The sequence below is a fragment of the Peribacillus asahii genome, from assembly GCF_004006295.1.
GTDB classification, from domain to species: domain Bacteria; phylum Bacillota; class Bacilli; order Bacillales; family DSM-1321; genus Peribacillus; species Peribacillus asahii_A.
Genome location: NZ_CP026095.1, coordinates 2,814,338 through 2,829,222 on the forward strand (window position 1 = coordinate 2,814,338; position 14,885 = coordinate 2,829,222).

Sequence of the window (14,885 nt, forward strand, 5' to 3'; positions counted from 1 at the left end):
CTCCTATTCATTATTTACTATTAGTTTTAATAAAATACTTTAAATCATAAGCGTCAATTTCAACCTTTGTATGATTAGTTCCCTTTTCTACTGTGACTGAATCAACCGCATAATACTTTCCATTAACTTTTATGTATGTGTATTGTTTTAAATCATGTGAGTGTCCTAAGTTGTAACGTTTGAGTATTTTAATAGCTAAATTGCAGAGGAATTCCCTATGTTTATGAATCATATTTTACCTCCTTTAAAAGACAGATATTATTGTATGTTTCTCATGGCAATTGCAGCTTTGATAAGCCTATCTACTTCTTGATCAAAGTTTAATTCAGCTATTTCTAAATATTTCTTTTTAAGTTCATATATATTTGAAAAACCCGATCCGATAAATACTTCTTCACCTTTTTCACTTTCAATTTTCCAAGTATCACTTTCTAAGTAAGAAATTTTCATTAATATTCTCCCTTCTTTTTTCAGTTAAAAACCTGATTATATCATGCATTTGATTTATCTCTTAGATGTTTCCTTTTTAATTTATACCCTGTTGGATTACTTCTCGATTGAACTGGAGTTTTAATAGCCTTTTCCCAATCCCAACCATATGTCCAATATCTTGTGTTTACTGTTTGATAATTAATATTGTATTCTTTACACCATTCATGAACTCTTTTAGTGACTCCATCTATTGTTGCATATGCTTGTGCCTGTTTATTCATTTGTTGTTCCGCATGAGTTATCCATCTACAATTGTCAGGTTCGTAGTTTCCATCGTTATCTGTTCGATCTAAAGTCATTCCAATAACATAGTCATTATCCAAAGCCCATTTACAGAATGAATCAAATGAATTATTCCATTCTTCACAAACTTTAATTCCTCTTTCGCCATAGTTTTTATAAGGTTTTGAATTTTTATTATTACACCTTTGCTTCATTACAGACCATACAGCATAAAGTTTAGGATACTGTTGTCTTAATGTTTTTTCTTTCATTATTTTCACTTTCCTTTCTAATAAAATTATTACTTTATTAGATATCAGCAAGATCATCGATATCTAGATCATCTAATGTTTTCTCGTTCCCTTCTTTATCAGAGAAAACAAGGTAAGATTGTACGCCACTTACATAAGGTTCCTCATCCCAGTTATAATCTATCATTTCATCATAACCAGCCGAAATGTAAATTCCATGCTTTTCTTGCAATCTGTTTAATTCTCTTATAAATTCCTTTAATTTTTCTTTATTCATTTTATCAAACCCTTTATGTATTTTATAATTTAACTAATTTACCCCACTCACTAACTCTTTCCAATGCTTCTACATTCTCTTTTCCATATGCTATTAATACTGAAGGTGCACCTGCATTAGCTCTAGCTCGTTCGCCATTTACATGATGAAAATATAATCTACCTTTGAAAAATAATACTGCATCTGCCTTTTCCCATACTTGACTAAAGAACATTTCTGTTTCAGTTCTTGCGAATATTAACGCTATTCCATTATTATGTATTGATAATTTATCTAACCATTTTACAGCTTCTTTCCCATAAGGAGGATTTAACCACACTCTTCCAAACCAATCCTTATTTAATCCGTCATCTAAGATATTGTAATGTTGTTTAGCAGTGTCCCAAGGTCTATGTATTGGTGAGCAAGGATCAAGATCAAACTCACCTAAATCTTTAATTATATTTGGTGGTGTAAGCCATTCATCTTTCATCATCTTAGCTGATTGATGACCGCCCATTCCTTTTACTCTTGCGCTCATTGATTCACCCTCTCCTAAATTTATCATTCGATGAAAATTCTAAGTACTAATTACTCTTTATTAATTTACAATCTTCGCCATAAGCAGACCAATGAAAATTGTTAATAAATACACCAGTTCTTTCAAATTTGTCATTCACTTCCCATACGGAACCGCTAGAACCGTAATTAGTATCAACTTCGAAAAATTCATTACAATATCCAATAATGTCGCCTTTTTTAAAATTCATTCTGATTTCTCCTTTATCGCAATTCTTATTTACTATTATAATAACTTTCTTTAATTTTATAATCTCCTTTTTTAAAGTCTCATAATTTAGACAAAAGAAAATCAAGTTAAAAATTCTATTTCATTGTAAGTGTATAAGTCATTTAAACTCATACACTTACAACATATTATGTATTTACCTAATTTCATTTCTCTCTTTATCTAACATGGCAGCTCTACCAAAGTTCTTCCTCATTAATTCAACATCGATCAATACACTTAGTACAACTCTTTCCACTTCAGGTTCCATACCATATTGATACTTAATTTCATCTACTTTACATTTCTTTTGACTATATCCTCCATACTTAACCATATAGTTTTCTTCCACAATAAGTTCGCCTGTCTTGTTTGACACAATCTCATATCTGCATTGACTAATTACTCCTGCTGTATCAGTGTCCTTTATAATAACCCTATCATCCACACTGAAACGAAAACCTTCAAATTGTTTGATTTCCATATTAACTCCTCCAATTCAGCTAAGAAGCTGTAAATTTGATTAATACGTCCAAGGCTATTCCTCCAATCAACACAAACACTTATGTAGTCTCATATGTTATTTTAAAGATGAATCCTGATAATATATCACCAGTTGTTTAGTCAGCCTTATCAGGATTCATCTTTAATTATGTAATTTAACTTATTTTAATCTATTATTCAACCATTTTGAAAAATCATGAAATTGATCCGCAATTTCTAAACTGGATAACGCTGCTTTCATATCCTCAAATTGTTCATCAAGTGTGAGATTTTCAGTTTTAAAGTATTCATTGAGTAACTGCTCAAGTTTAGTCATTTTAATCCTCCTTTTAATTATTTCAATACGTCTAATAGATACATCAAAGACAGAGTAAAAGCATATATACCGACCAACCAATTCGGAGCATCAAATTGTTTAGGTTTAGAAAAATACATAATACTAACCAAGAAAAACGCAATTGTTAAAAATATACCCATAGTTCACTTTCTCCTTTTCTATTAATATTCATTAGAATGAATAAAACTTTATCTTACCGTCGAAAATCTTCTCATTTTATGTATATCACATGTATAATTATTTAACAGATTCTTTTTCGGTAATTAATTTGTCTAAGTAAAATTTAGCTTTCTTCAAATCTTCTAGTCCATTCTTATGTTCATAGCGTGAAATATACTTAATAACATTTCCTACAAGAAATCCTTGAAATGCTTCAGGTTTAGTTTTCGCCTTAATGTAATCCAGTGTCTCAATTCCACCAGATTTATAATGTGAAGGATTATTAACTACATCTTCTTTGTTTTCAACCTTATCAGTCACTTTAACCCACTCCAATTCAGCATCATTTTCTAAAATAACATCGCTCAACTTAACCACTTTAAAATTCTCATTATCGTATTGAATTTCAACCTGCTCATTAATCCAATCAATTTTAGATACCCTAACTTTATCTTCATTTTCATAAAGTAATCCGATATCATCTCCTACTTTTAACTTTAAGTATTTATATTTATCTTTAATTGGAGTTAATTCATCAGCTCTAACTTTTACTTTTTCTCCCCAACTAAATTTAACTTCATAGTCAGATTGTAGATGATCTAATAATTTATCTACAATAAGAACACGTTCACCATTGTATTCTGACAAGTCTCTACTCTTAGTGTTAATGACTGCTACTTCATCAATTTTGTAATCTGTCATATTATTTCTCCTTTCCATATCTCAACACTTGCACTTCTTCATTGTACCTCCCTAGTTTCCTAGCATCACTTTGACTACCGACTAGCACGTCTAACCGATTTCCAATGATATATGATCCTGTGTCCAATACAATCGCTTTGCCGAACCCTTCAATGTTTATAATTGAATACAAAGGGAGTAAGTTGGTATCAGCAGCAACTATTTTCATTCCTTGATATGTAGTTGTATTGGATATATCATACCCACTCTTAGTAATAGCACCCCAACTACCATTCTCCGAAGGATGATTCGTATAGAATGATAACTCCATAGTTAGCGTTTTAATTCCACTTTCGTTAATTTTATTTACATTGCTATCAGATGTTGCACTAGGGATGCGGTGACTCTTTGTTTCGTTTCTTCGCTTGCTCTAATTCTTGCTTTAAAACAGTAATAGTATTTTCTTGTTTCTTGACTTTCTTATTTAAATTGTTAAATTTAGTTGTCAATACAGTGTTTTTATCATTCAATCTATACACTTTATCTGATAAGCTCTGAATTTTATTAGACTGTTGATCAGACACTTTGCTCAATTTTAAGTATTCGCCACTTAGTTCACTCAACTGTTCCGTTTTATTATGTAATTTACTTTCTAAACTATTAATATCTTTATTGTACTTGTAAGCTGTAACTCCATTTGTAGTTAATAATGCAGCAACAATTCCGCCAATGACTAATGTATTTTTCCTCATATTCTCACCGTCTTATAATATCAACGGCTTCCATCACCTCTCAGTTGTATTATATAATTTCATCAACATGAACACTTTCGATATATTTCATGAAGTCCTCTGATATCCATTTAATAATTTTATTATATTTTTGCTCATTAAAACCTCTAGCGTTAATGTCAAGCCATTCTTCTAATGTAAATGTTGATTTTTGACTATTGCAACTTTTACACGAAGGTACGCAATTACTTAAATCGTTCACACCTTCATCATCTACGTGTTCTCTTGCAAAATCACCTAATCTAATTTCACCATTGAATTTTATGTAGTGATTTTCAATTGCTAAACCACAATAAGCACACCTATAGTTAAAATAATTCTTGCAATTTTCCCACTCTTCATTGGATATTTTATGAGTTTTATTCATTAATTTATTTTTATTATATTCCCTAAGTTGTTCTTTGTTCTTATGATAATATGATTTTGTGTACCCACTGTCTCTTTGGCGTTTACTATATCCTCTTCTAAGCTCTCTGACTCTTGGGGTGCTATTAGACTTCTTTTGTAATTGTCTATGTCTTTCAATGTTATCTTTAGCCCATTTCATCGATTTGTTTTGTGTACACTCTTTACAATCTGGACGATAATATATGTATTCAGTTCCATCTTTCCTTGTTTTATTTTGCGTATAAAATTCTGTCAAAGGTTTCTCTAATTCACACACTTTACAAACTTTTAATTCCATTTCAACAGAATCCATCTTAATTATCTCCTTTCACCCCCTCTTTATTGAGGGGGAATCTTTTAATCTACTAGTTAAGCCAGTTAGTGTAGGTGGATATAAGATATGTGATTAATGTAAGTATACCAACTATTACCACCCAAGTCAATACATCTAATGAGCATTTTATAATTTTATTTATGTAAGTTTTCATAGATTTATACCTCTACACGTTCCGTAGTTAAATCTAATTTACCATCTTCATATACGTGATCAATCTTACTAATAGTGTGTCTGTAGATAGAATCACGATACTTTCTAGGGATAAACTGATTTCCACGTCTGAATCCTGTGAATAAAAGCATGTTACCTCGTGTAAACCATGAGCCTTCTAATACTTCTTTTTTATCTTTGGAGATTGGTCTTGAGATTTGTTTATTGTAAAATCCGAAGCTGCCTCCGTACATCTTCACAGTTACCACTCCATCAGTAGTTAAAATGGTTACTGTATGTTTATTTTTATCCTTATCAAGTACAGTTCCGGCTATTCTACTTAACTGATATTCTTGACGTGGAATCCCACGAGATATGTATTCTTTTGTTACAATAGGAGTTTCAGGTAACTCAAAGAAATTACTGATGTCATACTTATCTTTATCTACATGAACTAATTCATGCTCATGATAATAATAAGATAATGCATCCATCTCCCATTTACTTAATGAATCACACTCATACGGTTCATATTCAGTAGTTAGTAATTCTTCATTAATATAATCTAATGTTTCAGGTTTAGACATCCATTCCTTTAGATTGATCATCAACTTATCATATTCTTTATTGAATAGCTTTTCAGAAACTACGGGTCTTCCATCAACCATATCTACAATCGGATTATCAGTAAAATGTTGTTCAAAAAACGGAATAGACACCTCATCAAGAAGGAATAGTTTATCTTTAGGCTTTGTAACAGTCTCGTGTACTTTCTTTGATATATAAGCTTTAAAATTATACAGGCGTACATTTAAATTGTATTCATCAGGTATAAATCCATTACTAACCAACATTTTCATATTTTGCATATTCAATTGTTTCTTCGGTTCAAATGTATGTTCGATAAACTTCTTCATGATGTCTTTTCTATCACCGAAAGAATCAAAACAGCCACCTTTAATCAATTGAACAATTTGTGCTTGTTTGACTAGTTTGGTATCAAACATTCTAATTAAGAAATCATCAAATGATGTATATGGACGATTAGAGATAATTAAATGTACAAGATCATCCCCAACGCCATTCATCCCCTTTAATCCGAAGATAATTGTATTGTTTTCTGCATCTGGCTTAAAGCCGAATTCAGCTTTATTGATATCCGGTAGAGACACTTTAATTCCTCTGTTTTTCATTGATCCAATTGCTGAGGCGATTTTTCCATATTGAGTTGCTTTATTATTATCGTTATCTTCATTAGCTCCAGCGTTAACAGTTAAACATGATGTATTCCAATATACGGAAGGATAAAAATACGCTAAATTCATTTGTTGTAAGGCGATGAGAGAATAACCTGCACTATGCAATCGTGAAAAACTGTACCCTGCTTGTGGTAGGATTTGAGTATTCCAAACATAGTTCAGCATATTTTCACTCGAATATTTCTTACCCTTTTCAAAAAAATCTTCTTTAACTTTCTTTAATACTTCCTCTAGCTTTTTGGCTACACCTTTTCTAAGTTTATTGGATTCAATGACATCAAAATTAGAAATATTTTCATCCATAGATAACAACATGATGCTTTCTTGTGAATCAGAAACTCCATATACTTCATCTAAATGTTTTCTTAATACTATAATTTCACCACTATTTAAACCGTAATCTTCCATTTCTTTAATCCATATATCAGGATTGTTTTTATGTAACACATATTTATCTACAGGCTGCAAATCTCCATCTGACATTAGCCTCATCAAAGAGTTTGCAACTGCTAATTCAGTTACGCTTTCAGGCTTAACTTTTTGAGCACACTGTAAACCAACTTGAGTGTCAAATTGAAAAAGGTCGGGGATTTCATTTTTACCAACTTTACTCCACATTTTCTTGTTAGTGTAGTTAAGTTTAGAAGGATGTAAATAAGCATTATAGGTGTCTCTTAATGTTTCCTTCCATTCAATGTATCCATCATTTAAGAGCAAGTCCATGCAAGTTCTAATTTTATCAATTCCTTGCACAGTTAGCATATCAATCTTCAGATTCCCCATATAATCACTGTCGCCCATATCAAATTGAGTAGTTGGTTGACCAGAGCTAGATCGCATCATTGCATTATGTTTTGTATATTCTTCGTTGTAAATATATACTCCTGAAGCATGGATAGAACGTTTATTAACAAGGTTTTCAATTCTTAATGATATTTCCTTCAAACCATCATGTTTCTCTACAAGGTTTACTAATTCAGTAATCGGCTTCCTTCCTTTTTCCTCTTTGCCAAAATAACAATCTGATAAACTCCAGTTAAATCCACGCTCAATAGGGATTAAAGTCGTCATATGGGAAGCTTCGTCTACATCAATACCCATTCCACGACAAGCTGATAATAAAGCACTTTTACTACCTTCTGTACCAAATGTAGCGATATTTAAAACTTGCTTTTGACCAAACACTTCTTTCATTGCTTCAAGAATCTGTTGTCGTTTATTTTGCTCTGAATCTAAGTCTATATCAGGTAATTCAGGACGCTCTGCTGTAAGGTGTCTAAAATGAGGCAAGTCATAATCTAAGGGGTTGATTTGTGTAATACCAATTAAGAAATTTAGCAAATATCCTGCTGCTGAACCTCGTGACACTCCAACTAAAGAATCGCCTTTTGTCCAAATGATATCAACAACTTGCTTAGTCAACACATAATAAGAAGACATTCTATCCCCAAGTCTTTCGGAAATAAGCCATAACTCTCTTAGTTCTGTATTGATACGCTCCATAACTGTATAGAAGTATTCTCTTGTTAAATTATCATTGTTAATATAGCTGTTAAACCCTTCTTCGATTAAAGCCAATAAATATTGATCTATCTCATACTCACTATTTGCAAATTTTTCAATATAATTGAATTTTTGATATGCGGGCGCAAAGATGTGTTTAACTTCAAAATTAGGGATACCAGCATGAGGAATAGCTGTGTCTTTCTTGAGATCAAATATATCAATCATATTATGTATTTTCAGTGTATTTTTAAAAGCTATGTCAATTTCCTCTTCTGATAAATGATCTTTAAGATTTTCTCTAACTTCATCTTCACTCATGATATATGTAGCATCATAAAAATCATCTACTTCTCTTTCTCCATCTTGACTTTGCAAATAAACTTTATGAGCGTACCTATCTTCTTTTTTAAGGTAGTGACCATCTGTAGCAACAATATAATCAATCTCGTAAACTTTAGATAACTCAATTAATTTTTTATTTACTACTTTTTGTTGTTTATTGTTTGAAGGTTGAATCTCAAAAAAGAAATTTTCTTTACCAAATACATCTACACAATATTTTATAAAGTCATTAATCTCTCTTTTAAATTTTACTACTTCTCCGCCATTTTCTTCTGCATCGATTAACTTTAAGATAACTTGAGGCAATTCTCCACCGAGACATGCAGTTGTTGCAACCACATGTCCTCCTTGAACAACCTCTTTTAACTTATCTTTAAAAGTTGGCACTCGTTCCATGAACCCTGTTTTAAACAAGTTTTCCCATGCTGTGCTACTCAAGATTTTTAATTGTTCGTACCCTTGAAAGTCTTTTGCTAATAGCAGAAAATGATAGAATTTAGTATTAGGGTTTTTATTTGAATAATTCTCTTTCAATTCCTCTAACGAATCTTCTTTCACTAGGTAAATTTCATTGCCTAATCCTATTTTAAACCCATCAGACAGTTTACCCTCCTTTTTCATTTCCTTGTATGCCTGAATAAACTTAACATGACCTGATAAGCATTCATGATCAGATAAACAAATACCATTAAGTCCAATTTCATTTGCGTAAGATATTAACTCTTCTGGTCTATTCAGAGCGTCAATTAAACGAATATTAGAATACATACTGTGATTATGTACTGAGAAGTAGCTCAACTGATTATCCCTCCTTTTTATTTATACCTTAATTATATTATATAATTTTACTTATTGCAATTAAAAAACAAATTCTTTTTCTTTGACTTTAGCCACTTCATAATCTTCAATAAGAATTTGAGCTGTCTTTTTACCTTGATATTCGTTTAGTGAACATTTACCTATTACATCAATTACTAATCTTTCTCCTTGATTAACAATTGATTCCCATTCAGATTCGCTACTAAAGAATTTAATAAATTCAATTCCTTTGCATGTAAACTTTAAAGTGTTTTTCTTTGATCCATTTATGTATACTTCATCTTTATTTACCTCAATATCGCTAATTGCTATTAGAGGTTCTTCTACTTTATAACCCCAGTTGTCTCTAAGTGAATGTAACTCTTTAATAAACTTTGGCTTGAGTTGTTTTGATGGGACGATAAAATCAACCTCGTGAAATCCAACGTCAATTTCTACATCTTTTAATTTCTCATTGATAATTTCATTCGCTTCAATCAAGTTTTTAGCTTCTATTGAAATACCGTGTGCGTTACCATGTCCTTCTACATAAATAAACTTTTCTGTTTCTAACAGGAGTTGTCGTAAATCTTTGATTACCCCTTTATCATATCCACGTCCAGAGCCGTTTAAAATACCTGTTTCCTTATTATATCTTAGTAGTAGTGTTCCACGTTTGTATTTTTTTGCAAGACTATTTGCTACGAGTCCCGTTAAATTTTTATCTAATATACTACCAACCTCAACGATTAGGAGTTTATTATCTAAAAGATTCTTTTCTGCAATCTTCTCTTCAATGGCTGCCACATTCTTATCACGTATTCTCCCTTGTCTTGCTTTTACATTTGTTAAGAGTCTTGCGGTAGCGACATGAATAGTTTCTGATTCTTTTTTTCTAGTATTATAAATTAACTCCTTAGACTCCAAAAAAGCGTTCATCATTTGCAGTTTTTCTTGTAAATTTCCTGTGCGAATATTGGCATTAATCAATGGAACTACATAGAATTGTGTATTAATAATATTTATAATTCCTTTTGTTGAAAAAGACTGTTTTTCATATAGTGCTTGCAAAAATAAATTTTTAATTTGCTTAAGTCCTTTTAATACATAATATCTTGTTTCAAGTGAACGTAAGTCCATCATATCCCCTATATTCCCTAATGAAACCAAGTCCAAATAATTATCTGCAATATCGATTCCTAATTTAGAATCTAATGCCTTACAGAATTTATATGTGACACCAGCTCCAGAGAGAGCTTTATTTGAATAATCAGGTGACATTTGATTATTAACTACAATTGCATATTCTGATTCTTTTTCACATTCATGGTGATCTAAAACAATTACATCAATTCCCTTTTCTTTTAGTTGTCTATGCTCTCTATATTGATTTGATCCTGCATCAGGGATAACAACTAAATCGGCATCATCAGGAACATGTTCTAGAATAACCCCATGCTGCTTGCCATCATGCATATTCCATTCTATTTCTATATTAGGGAATACTACTCTAAGATAATTAATTAAAATAGCACTTGACGAAACGCCATCACAATCACTGTCTACTTGAATAAATATTTTATTCTTTTTCTCGATATGGGAAATCATACATTCGACTGCTTTTTCAATATTCCTAAGTTTATTCCAGTGTATTATATCCTTCTCACTTGTATGTAAAAAGGATTGAATGTCGTCAATCCCTCTGTTGCGTAATATAGTTTCAATTGGATTCATAAAATGATTTTCACCTATTAACTTATACTTCAAATACATTCCTCCTCAACTGTTGTTACTTCATATTTATTCTTCATTAATTCCAGTAAAACTTCTTTTCCACGATCAGCAGGGCTACACTTGTATCCTAGTAAGTCCCACTTATCAAACAATATATACGTTCTAACAAAAGGAGTAAATTTCATAGCTTGTCGTAGCAGCTTATCCGAATAACGATAAGCCTCTTCACTCTCAGGATCTTCATACTCTTTATCTCTTGCTATAAATACTTCTTCAATACCTAAAGATAACAATAAATTAACTTGATAATCACTTAAATTAGAACCATATGTAGCTACCGCAAAGTTATCCTCTCCAAAATAATCCTCACATTTCAATACTGATTTTTCATCTTCAAAAATGATAACCTTTTTGATTCTTTTAATAGCGTGTTGTGTATGATTCAATCCATACAAACTATAAAAACTCATGGTTGAATATGTTTTGCCTTCAATGGTTAATGGCATATATTTTTTACCTGTTTCAACATCCTCTTGATTCAATGCTCGCCCCCTTACGCCTAGCAACTCATTTGTAATTGATCGTTGAGGTATCACAATTTTATTTTGTGTGACATGATAGCTAATTTCATACTTCTTCATTGTTTCTGCACTAATGCCATCATCTAGCCATTCTTCATGAGGATATTTCAGAAACATTTCTAATACTTTGTCATCATATGTATTTAACTCTACTTTAGGCTTATCTTTTCGTTGGAATTTACTTAACCAATCCCAATCATCAATTTTATTACTTTGAATTGTATTTGCTGCACTGTAGCCAAATCTCTTCCCTGTTAAATTAGCTACATATTGAACAGTTTTTGGAAAATCTTCTGGAAAGGTTAGTTTCTTCACCTTGGCTATAAGAGAGTATACATCTACACTTTCCTGACAACCTGAATAGCAATGAAACTGCTTTGAATCTTGATAATAGTAGAGTTTATGACTGTTTCCACCATGGCATACGGTAGTGAAGATTGGATTCCCTTCTTTATCCTTTTTAGGTTCTTCACTACCTAAGTCTAATAGTATTTTATTAATTTCATCTACAGTTAAACTATTTTTGATAAGTTCTTTATCTAATTTCATTGGGTGTCACCCACTTAAATAGGAATTGTGCTGTTTTTTATAATGGTTATAAATTCAGTATATTGAGATTCAGTATTATCTCTAAGTCCATAAACTGAATGAAATTCATTATGACACTCTTCGCATAATGTAGCACCATTTGATACATCCGTTCTTCGCTCTTTGCACCAGTGGTAGCTATCTTTATGATGTGCATTTAACTCTGTATTCGTTTTACCGCAACATTGACATGTATAGTTATCTCTTTCGTAAACTTGCTTTCTCCATTGCTTATATTCAGGATATTCTCTTCTCATTTGCCTTTCTTCTTCTGTTAAATCGTGATTGTAATTCGGACTTGTCTCACCTTTTCTTCTTTCAAGATCACATTTTGAGCATCCTTTTTTCCTAAAAAATACATTTCTTAGTATTGACTTAAATTCCCCATGTTCTTCACAAATAAATATATACTCAGAATGATTGCCTTGATATATTTGCCCTTCTTTAAATTTATAAGGTGTGTTTTTATCAATAAAAATAGAAATATTGTTAATTGATAAATCTGGTTCGCTCATGTTTAAAAATTGAAATCCTGTTTTTAATCTACGAAAAGCATCTAATGTACACACTACCTTATATCCATCTACATGATTAAATAGTAATCTAGTATGGGCGTTTTTGTATTTATTTAATTCTTCTGTATTTATGTTCCAACCTTTGAATATTTCTTTTTTTAAAATATCATCAATTTCGTTTTTAACTATCTCCAGTGGTTTCCTTTTCTTTTTTGACATCGTTTCTTTCATAGTCGCTCTATCTCTATAACCTGTTTGAAAATTCCTCCAATTCATCTCAAATGGTTTATCACTTCCTTTTTTCTTCCAAATTAAATACTTGCCACATCCTGCGTACTCTGTGGACAATAATTCATAATTATCATCATTCATTTTTAACCACATTTTAATATTTTCAATAGTATACTGATTCTTTGTGTGAAAAGGTCTTGGTTTTTTACCAGCTTTTAAATCACCAATTCTTATATTGACCATGTATCCTTCATTTGTTACACAGGTAAAACTAGTATTATTGTTTTTATAAACTTCACCATCCAATATTTGTAAGTTATATTGTTTTAAAATTCCCTTAATTTCATCATCTGTAAACTTTGCCATTTAATCACCTCGATATCCTTCTTTTGTATTAATCTAAATATATGTATACTAATCAAAAATCATATTCTTTGTTTACTGGTGCAGTCTTACTTTGTATTTCAGTTGGTTTGATATCAATTAATGTATAATCATTTTTAGTTAAAAATAATTCCTCTTGTCTCATTGTATCGTAATCTATGTATAACCAAAGTTTACAATCCTTATATTCAGTTTCACGATTTTTATAAATGTGATAAACAACATTCGGCTCAGGATGGAATCCTTTTTTTAGGATTGGGTCAATTGACTTCAAATCTTTACTTGTGGGAGATAAAGCAATAATCCCTCTTGTAGCTTTGTCGGCAATGGCTTTTGAGCCTCTCAGTACTGTACTGTCTGCATTTTCGCTATTTTTCCAGTCTCCGTTTACTTGTGTAGCAGTTTGAATATAGACATTGTACCTTTTTCTAATTTGATCAAGTCTATTCATAAACATAAATAAAACCATATCTTCACGTAATTTCATTCCTTTTGATGCATTAGCAAGCTCTTCTAAAATACTCATACTAATATGCAAATAGTCAAAATAGATATACTGTGCTTGATTTTCAATAATATGTTGCTTAATCTTGTTTTCAATTAGTTGTGTATCAAAGTCAGGAATATACTCAATCCAAAAACTACTTCTTTCAAGTATTTCCACTGCTTTATTTAATCTTTTATCTTCTTCTTGATTTGTTGCCCCGTCTTTAATTTTTCTCTCTGGAACACCTGATATGTATGCCAATATTGTACTTTGAAGAGCATCTCCTTCAATTTCTGTGCTAATAAAAAGAACATTTTCAGCATTATTATTACTTACCCATTCATTTTTCTTTAAATCATATATCTCATCAATTGCCATATCAGTTGCTTCGCCAAGTGCAATACGAGTTTTACCTAAGTTAGAAGGTGCAGAACGCAATCCTAATGATTTTAATTTCGCTCCTCTGAAAATAGTATTCTGTATATCACCGATCATAGAAATACCATAGTCGGGCTTCTCTTTAAATTTTTGTAATAATTGCTTTGCATTAGATGAAGCATGAATCGTTTTAGTTTCTTCACTTTTAGAAAATTGACTAGATATTTCTAAAAGTTTTTTATCAAAATGTGCAATCATTTCATCGATAGTTAATTTATCAAATTCCTCAATCATTGATTCAGACTCTTTTGGAGCAAAAACTGATTCATCATATAATTCTGAAATATCAAATCCATTGCGTTTATATGTTCTTAGCAAACTGAATTTTTTTAAACGATTATAGCTATAATCAAAATTCTTCATGCTTGCTTTCTCAATACCACTTTCTAAATACTCTAGTCCTTTATTGTCGCTGAAAATTTTATATTGAACATCGTAACTACTTAAGAATGTATCAATCATCATTAAGTCAATTTGTTCGATGCCTTGATCATACAGATTGTTAATGGCTGCAAATATAATAACATAAAAGGATGACTCTCCTTCAGATGTGAAATCATCTTTTTGAAAGTTGTATTTATTATCGTGTAGTAAAGATGGTTTTTTCATTAAATTCCCTAGTATCTGAAAGATTGATCTTTTGCATATTAATGACATTTTTTCACCTC

At 31.1% G+C, this 14,885-nt stretch carries 17 protein-coding genes; all 17 read right to left on the minus strand.

Annotation, left to right across the window (positions count from 1 at the left end; translation table 11 throughout):
- Positions 1–10: 10 nt before the first annotated feature.
- The 17 genes from BAOM_RS13655 to BAOM_RS13730 all read right to left on the minus strand — a co-directional run bounded on the left by BAOM_RS13655 (position 11) and on the right by BAOM_RS13730 (position 14,826).
- The gene (locus BAOM_RS13655; RefSeq protein ID WP_127760720.1) at positions 11–232 is read right to left on the minus strand and encodes a hypothetical protein; all 222 of its coding nucleotides are present in this window, start codon (positions 230–232) and stop codon (positions 11–13) included.
- Positions 233–258: 26 nt separating this feature from the next.
- Positions 259–450: a hypothetical protein gene (locus BAOM_RS13660; protein WP_127760721.1), complete on the minus strand. Its 192-nt coding sequence runs from the start codon at positions 448–450 to the stop codon at positions 259–261.
- Between the two features lie 41 nt (positions 451–491).
- Positions 492–986, minus strand: coding sequence for a hypothetical protein (locus BAOM_RS13665; RefSeq protein ID WP_127760722.1), 495 nt, complete (start codon positions 984–986; stop codon positions 492–494).
- Between the two features lie 37 nt (positions 987–1,023).
- A complete protein-coding gene (locus BAOM_RS13670; protein ID WP_127760723.1) occupies positions 1,024–1,242 on the minus strand; it encodes a hypothetical protein in 219 nt (72 codons plus the stop codon).
- Between the two features lie 22 nt (positions 1,243–1,264).
- The gene (locus BAOM_RS13675) at positions 1,265–1,762 is read right to left on the minus strand and encodes a DNA N-6-adenine-methyltransferase (protein WP_127760724.1); all 498 of its coding nucleotides are present in this window, start codon (positions 1,760–1,762) and stop codon (positions 1,265–1,267) included.
- 46 nt (positions 1,763–1,808) lie between these two features.
- The gene (locus BAOM_RS13680) at positions 1,809–1,991 is read right to left on the minus strand and encodes a hypothetical protein (protein WP_127760725.1); all 183 of its coding nucleotides are present in this window, start codon (positions 1,989–1,991) and stop codon (positions 1,809–1,811) included.
- 174 nt (positions 1,992–2,165) lie between these two features.
- Positions 2,166–2,492, minus strand: coding sequence for a hypothetical protein (locus BAOM_RS13685; protein WP_127760726.1), 327 nt, complete (start codon positions 2,490–2,492; stop codon positions 2,166–2,168).
- 180 nt (positions 2,493–2,672) lie between these two features.
- Entirely contained in the window at positions 2,673–2,828 is a 156-nt protein-coding gene (locus tag BAOM_RS24445; protein ID WP_164853224.1) for a hypothetical protein, read from the minus strand.
- A 258-nt stretch (positions 2,829–3,086) separates the two neighbouring features.
- Positions 3,087–3,710 (minus strand): DUF3310 domain-containing protein, encoded by a 624-nt coding sequence (locus BAOM_RS13690; protein WP_127760727.1) that lies wholly within the window; start codon positions 3,708–3,710, stop codon positions 3,087–3,089.
- A gap of 1 nt (position 3,711) precedes the next feature.
- Positions 3,712–4,020: a 3D domain-containing protein gene (locus BAOM_RS13695; RefSeq protein ID WP_127760728.1), complete on the minus strand. Its 309-nt coding sequence runs from the start codon at positions 4,018–4,020 to the stop codon at positions 3,712–3,714.
- A 58-nt stretch (positions 4,021–4,078) separates the two neighbouring features.
- A complete protein-coding gene (locus tag BAOM_RS13700) occupies positions 4,079–4,441 on the minus strand; it encodes a hypothetical protein (RefSeq protein ID WP_127760729.1) in 363 nt (120 codons plus the stop codon).
- Positions 4,442–4,490: 49 nt separating this feature from the next.
- The gene (locus BAOM_RS13705; protein WP_127760730.1) at positions 4,491–5,180 is read right to left on the minus strand and encodes an HNH endonuclease; all 690 of its coding nucleotides are present in this window, start codon (positions 5,178–5,180) and stop codon (positions 4,491–4,493) included.
- 179 nt (positions 5,181–5,359) lie between these two features.
- Entirely contained in the window at positions 5,360–9,259 is a 3,900-nt protein-coding gene (locus BAOM_RS13710) for a PHP domain-containing protein (RefSeq protein WP_257467322.1), read from the minus strand.
- Positions 9,260–9,319: 60 nt separating this feature from the next.
- Positions 9,320–11,026: a DHH family phosphoesterase gene (locus BAOM_RS13715; RefSeq protein WP_127760731.1), complete on the minus strand. Its 1,707-nt coding sequence runs from the start codon at positions 11,024–11,026 to the stop codon at positions 9,320–9,322.
- Positions 11,023–12,123 carry a hypothetical protein gene (locus BAOM_RS13720; protein WP_127760732.1) on the minus strand — a complete coding sequence of 367 codons (1,101 nt, stop codon included), beginning with the start codon at positions 12,121–12,123 and terminating at the stop codon, positions 11,023–11,025. The genes BAOM_RS13715 and BAOM_RS13720 overlap by 4 nt, the downstream gene beginning before the upstream one ends.
- Before the next feature lie 14 nt (positions 12,124–12,137).
- Positions 12,138–13,274, minus strand: coding sequence for an HNH endonuclease (locus BAOM_RS13725; RefSeq protein WP_127760733.1), 1,137 nt, complete (start codon positions 13,272–13,274; stop codon positions 12,138–12,140).
- A 52-nt stretch (positions 13,275–13,326) separates the two neighbouring features.
- A complete protein-coding gene (locus tag BAOM_RS13730) occupies positions 13,327–14,826 on the minus strand; it encodes a DnaB-like helicase C-terminal domain-containing protein (RefSeq protein ID WP_164853225.1) in 1,500 nt (499 codons plus the stop codon).
- Positions 14,827–14,885: the final 59 nt, after the last annotated feature.

Coding starts and splice junctions, on each gene's coding strand:
- BAOM_RS13655 (WP_127760720.1), bottom strand. CDS start 232: ATGATTCATAAACATAGGGAATTCCTCTGCAATTTAGCTATTAAAATA.
- BAOM_RS13660 (WP_127760721.1), bottom strand. CDS start 450: ATGAAAATTTCTTACTTAGAAAGTGATACTTGGAAAATTGAAAGTGAA.
- BAOM_RS13665 (WP_127760722.1), bottom strand. CDS start 986: ATGAAAGAAAAAACATTAAGACAACAGTATCCTAAACTTTATGCTGTA.
- BAOM_RS13670 (WP_127760723.1), bottom strand. CDS start 1,242: ATGAATAAAGAAAAATTAAAGGAATTTATAAGAGAATTAAACAGATTG.
- BAOM_RS13675 (WP_127760724.1), bottom strand. CDS start 1,762: ATGAGCGCAAGAGTAAAAGGAATGGGCGGTCATCAATCAGCTAAGATG.
- BAOM_RS13680 (WP_127760725.1), bottom strand. CDS start 1,991: ATGAATTTTAAAAAAGGCGACATTATTGGATATTGTAATGAATTTTTC.
- BAOM_RS13685 (WP_127760726.1), bottom strand. CDS start 2,492: ATGGAAATCAAACAATTTGAAGGTTTTCGTTTCAGTGTGGATGATAGG.
- BAOM_RS24445 (WP_164853224.1), bottom strand. CDS start 2,828: ATGACTAAACTTGAGCAGTTACTCAATGAATACTTTAAAACTGAAAAT.
- BAOM_RS13690 (WP_127760727.1), bottom strand. CDS start 3,710: ATGACAGATTACAAAATTGATGAAGTAGCAGTCATTAACACTAAGAGT.
- BAOM_RS13695 (WP_127760728.1), bottom strand. CDS start 4,020: ATGGAGTTATCATTCTATACGAATCATCCTTCGGAGAATGGTAGTTGG.
- BAOM_RS13700 (WP_127760729.1), bottom strand. CDS start 4,441: ATGAGGAAAAATACATTAGTCATTGGCGGAATTGTTGCTGCATTATTA.
- BAOM_RS13705 (WP_127760730.1), bottom strand. CDS start 5,180: ATGGATTCTGTTGAAATGGAATTAAAAGTTTGTAAAGTGTGTGAATTA.
- BAOM_RS13720 (WP_127760732.1), bottom strand. CDS start 12,123: ATGAAATTAGATAAAGAACTTATCAAAAATAGTTTAACTGTAGATGAA.
- BAOM_RS13725 (WP_127760733.1), bottom strand. CDS start 13,274: ATGGCAAAGTTTACAGATGATGAAATTAAGGGAATTTTAAAACAATAT.
- BAOM_RS13730 (WP_164853225.1), bottom strand. CDS start 14,826: ATGAAAAAACCATCTTTACTACACGATAATAAATACAACTTTCAAAAA.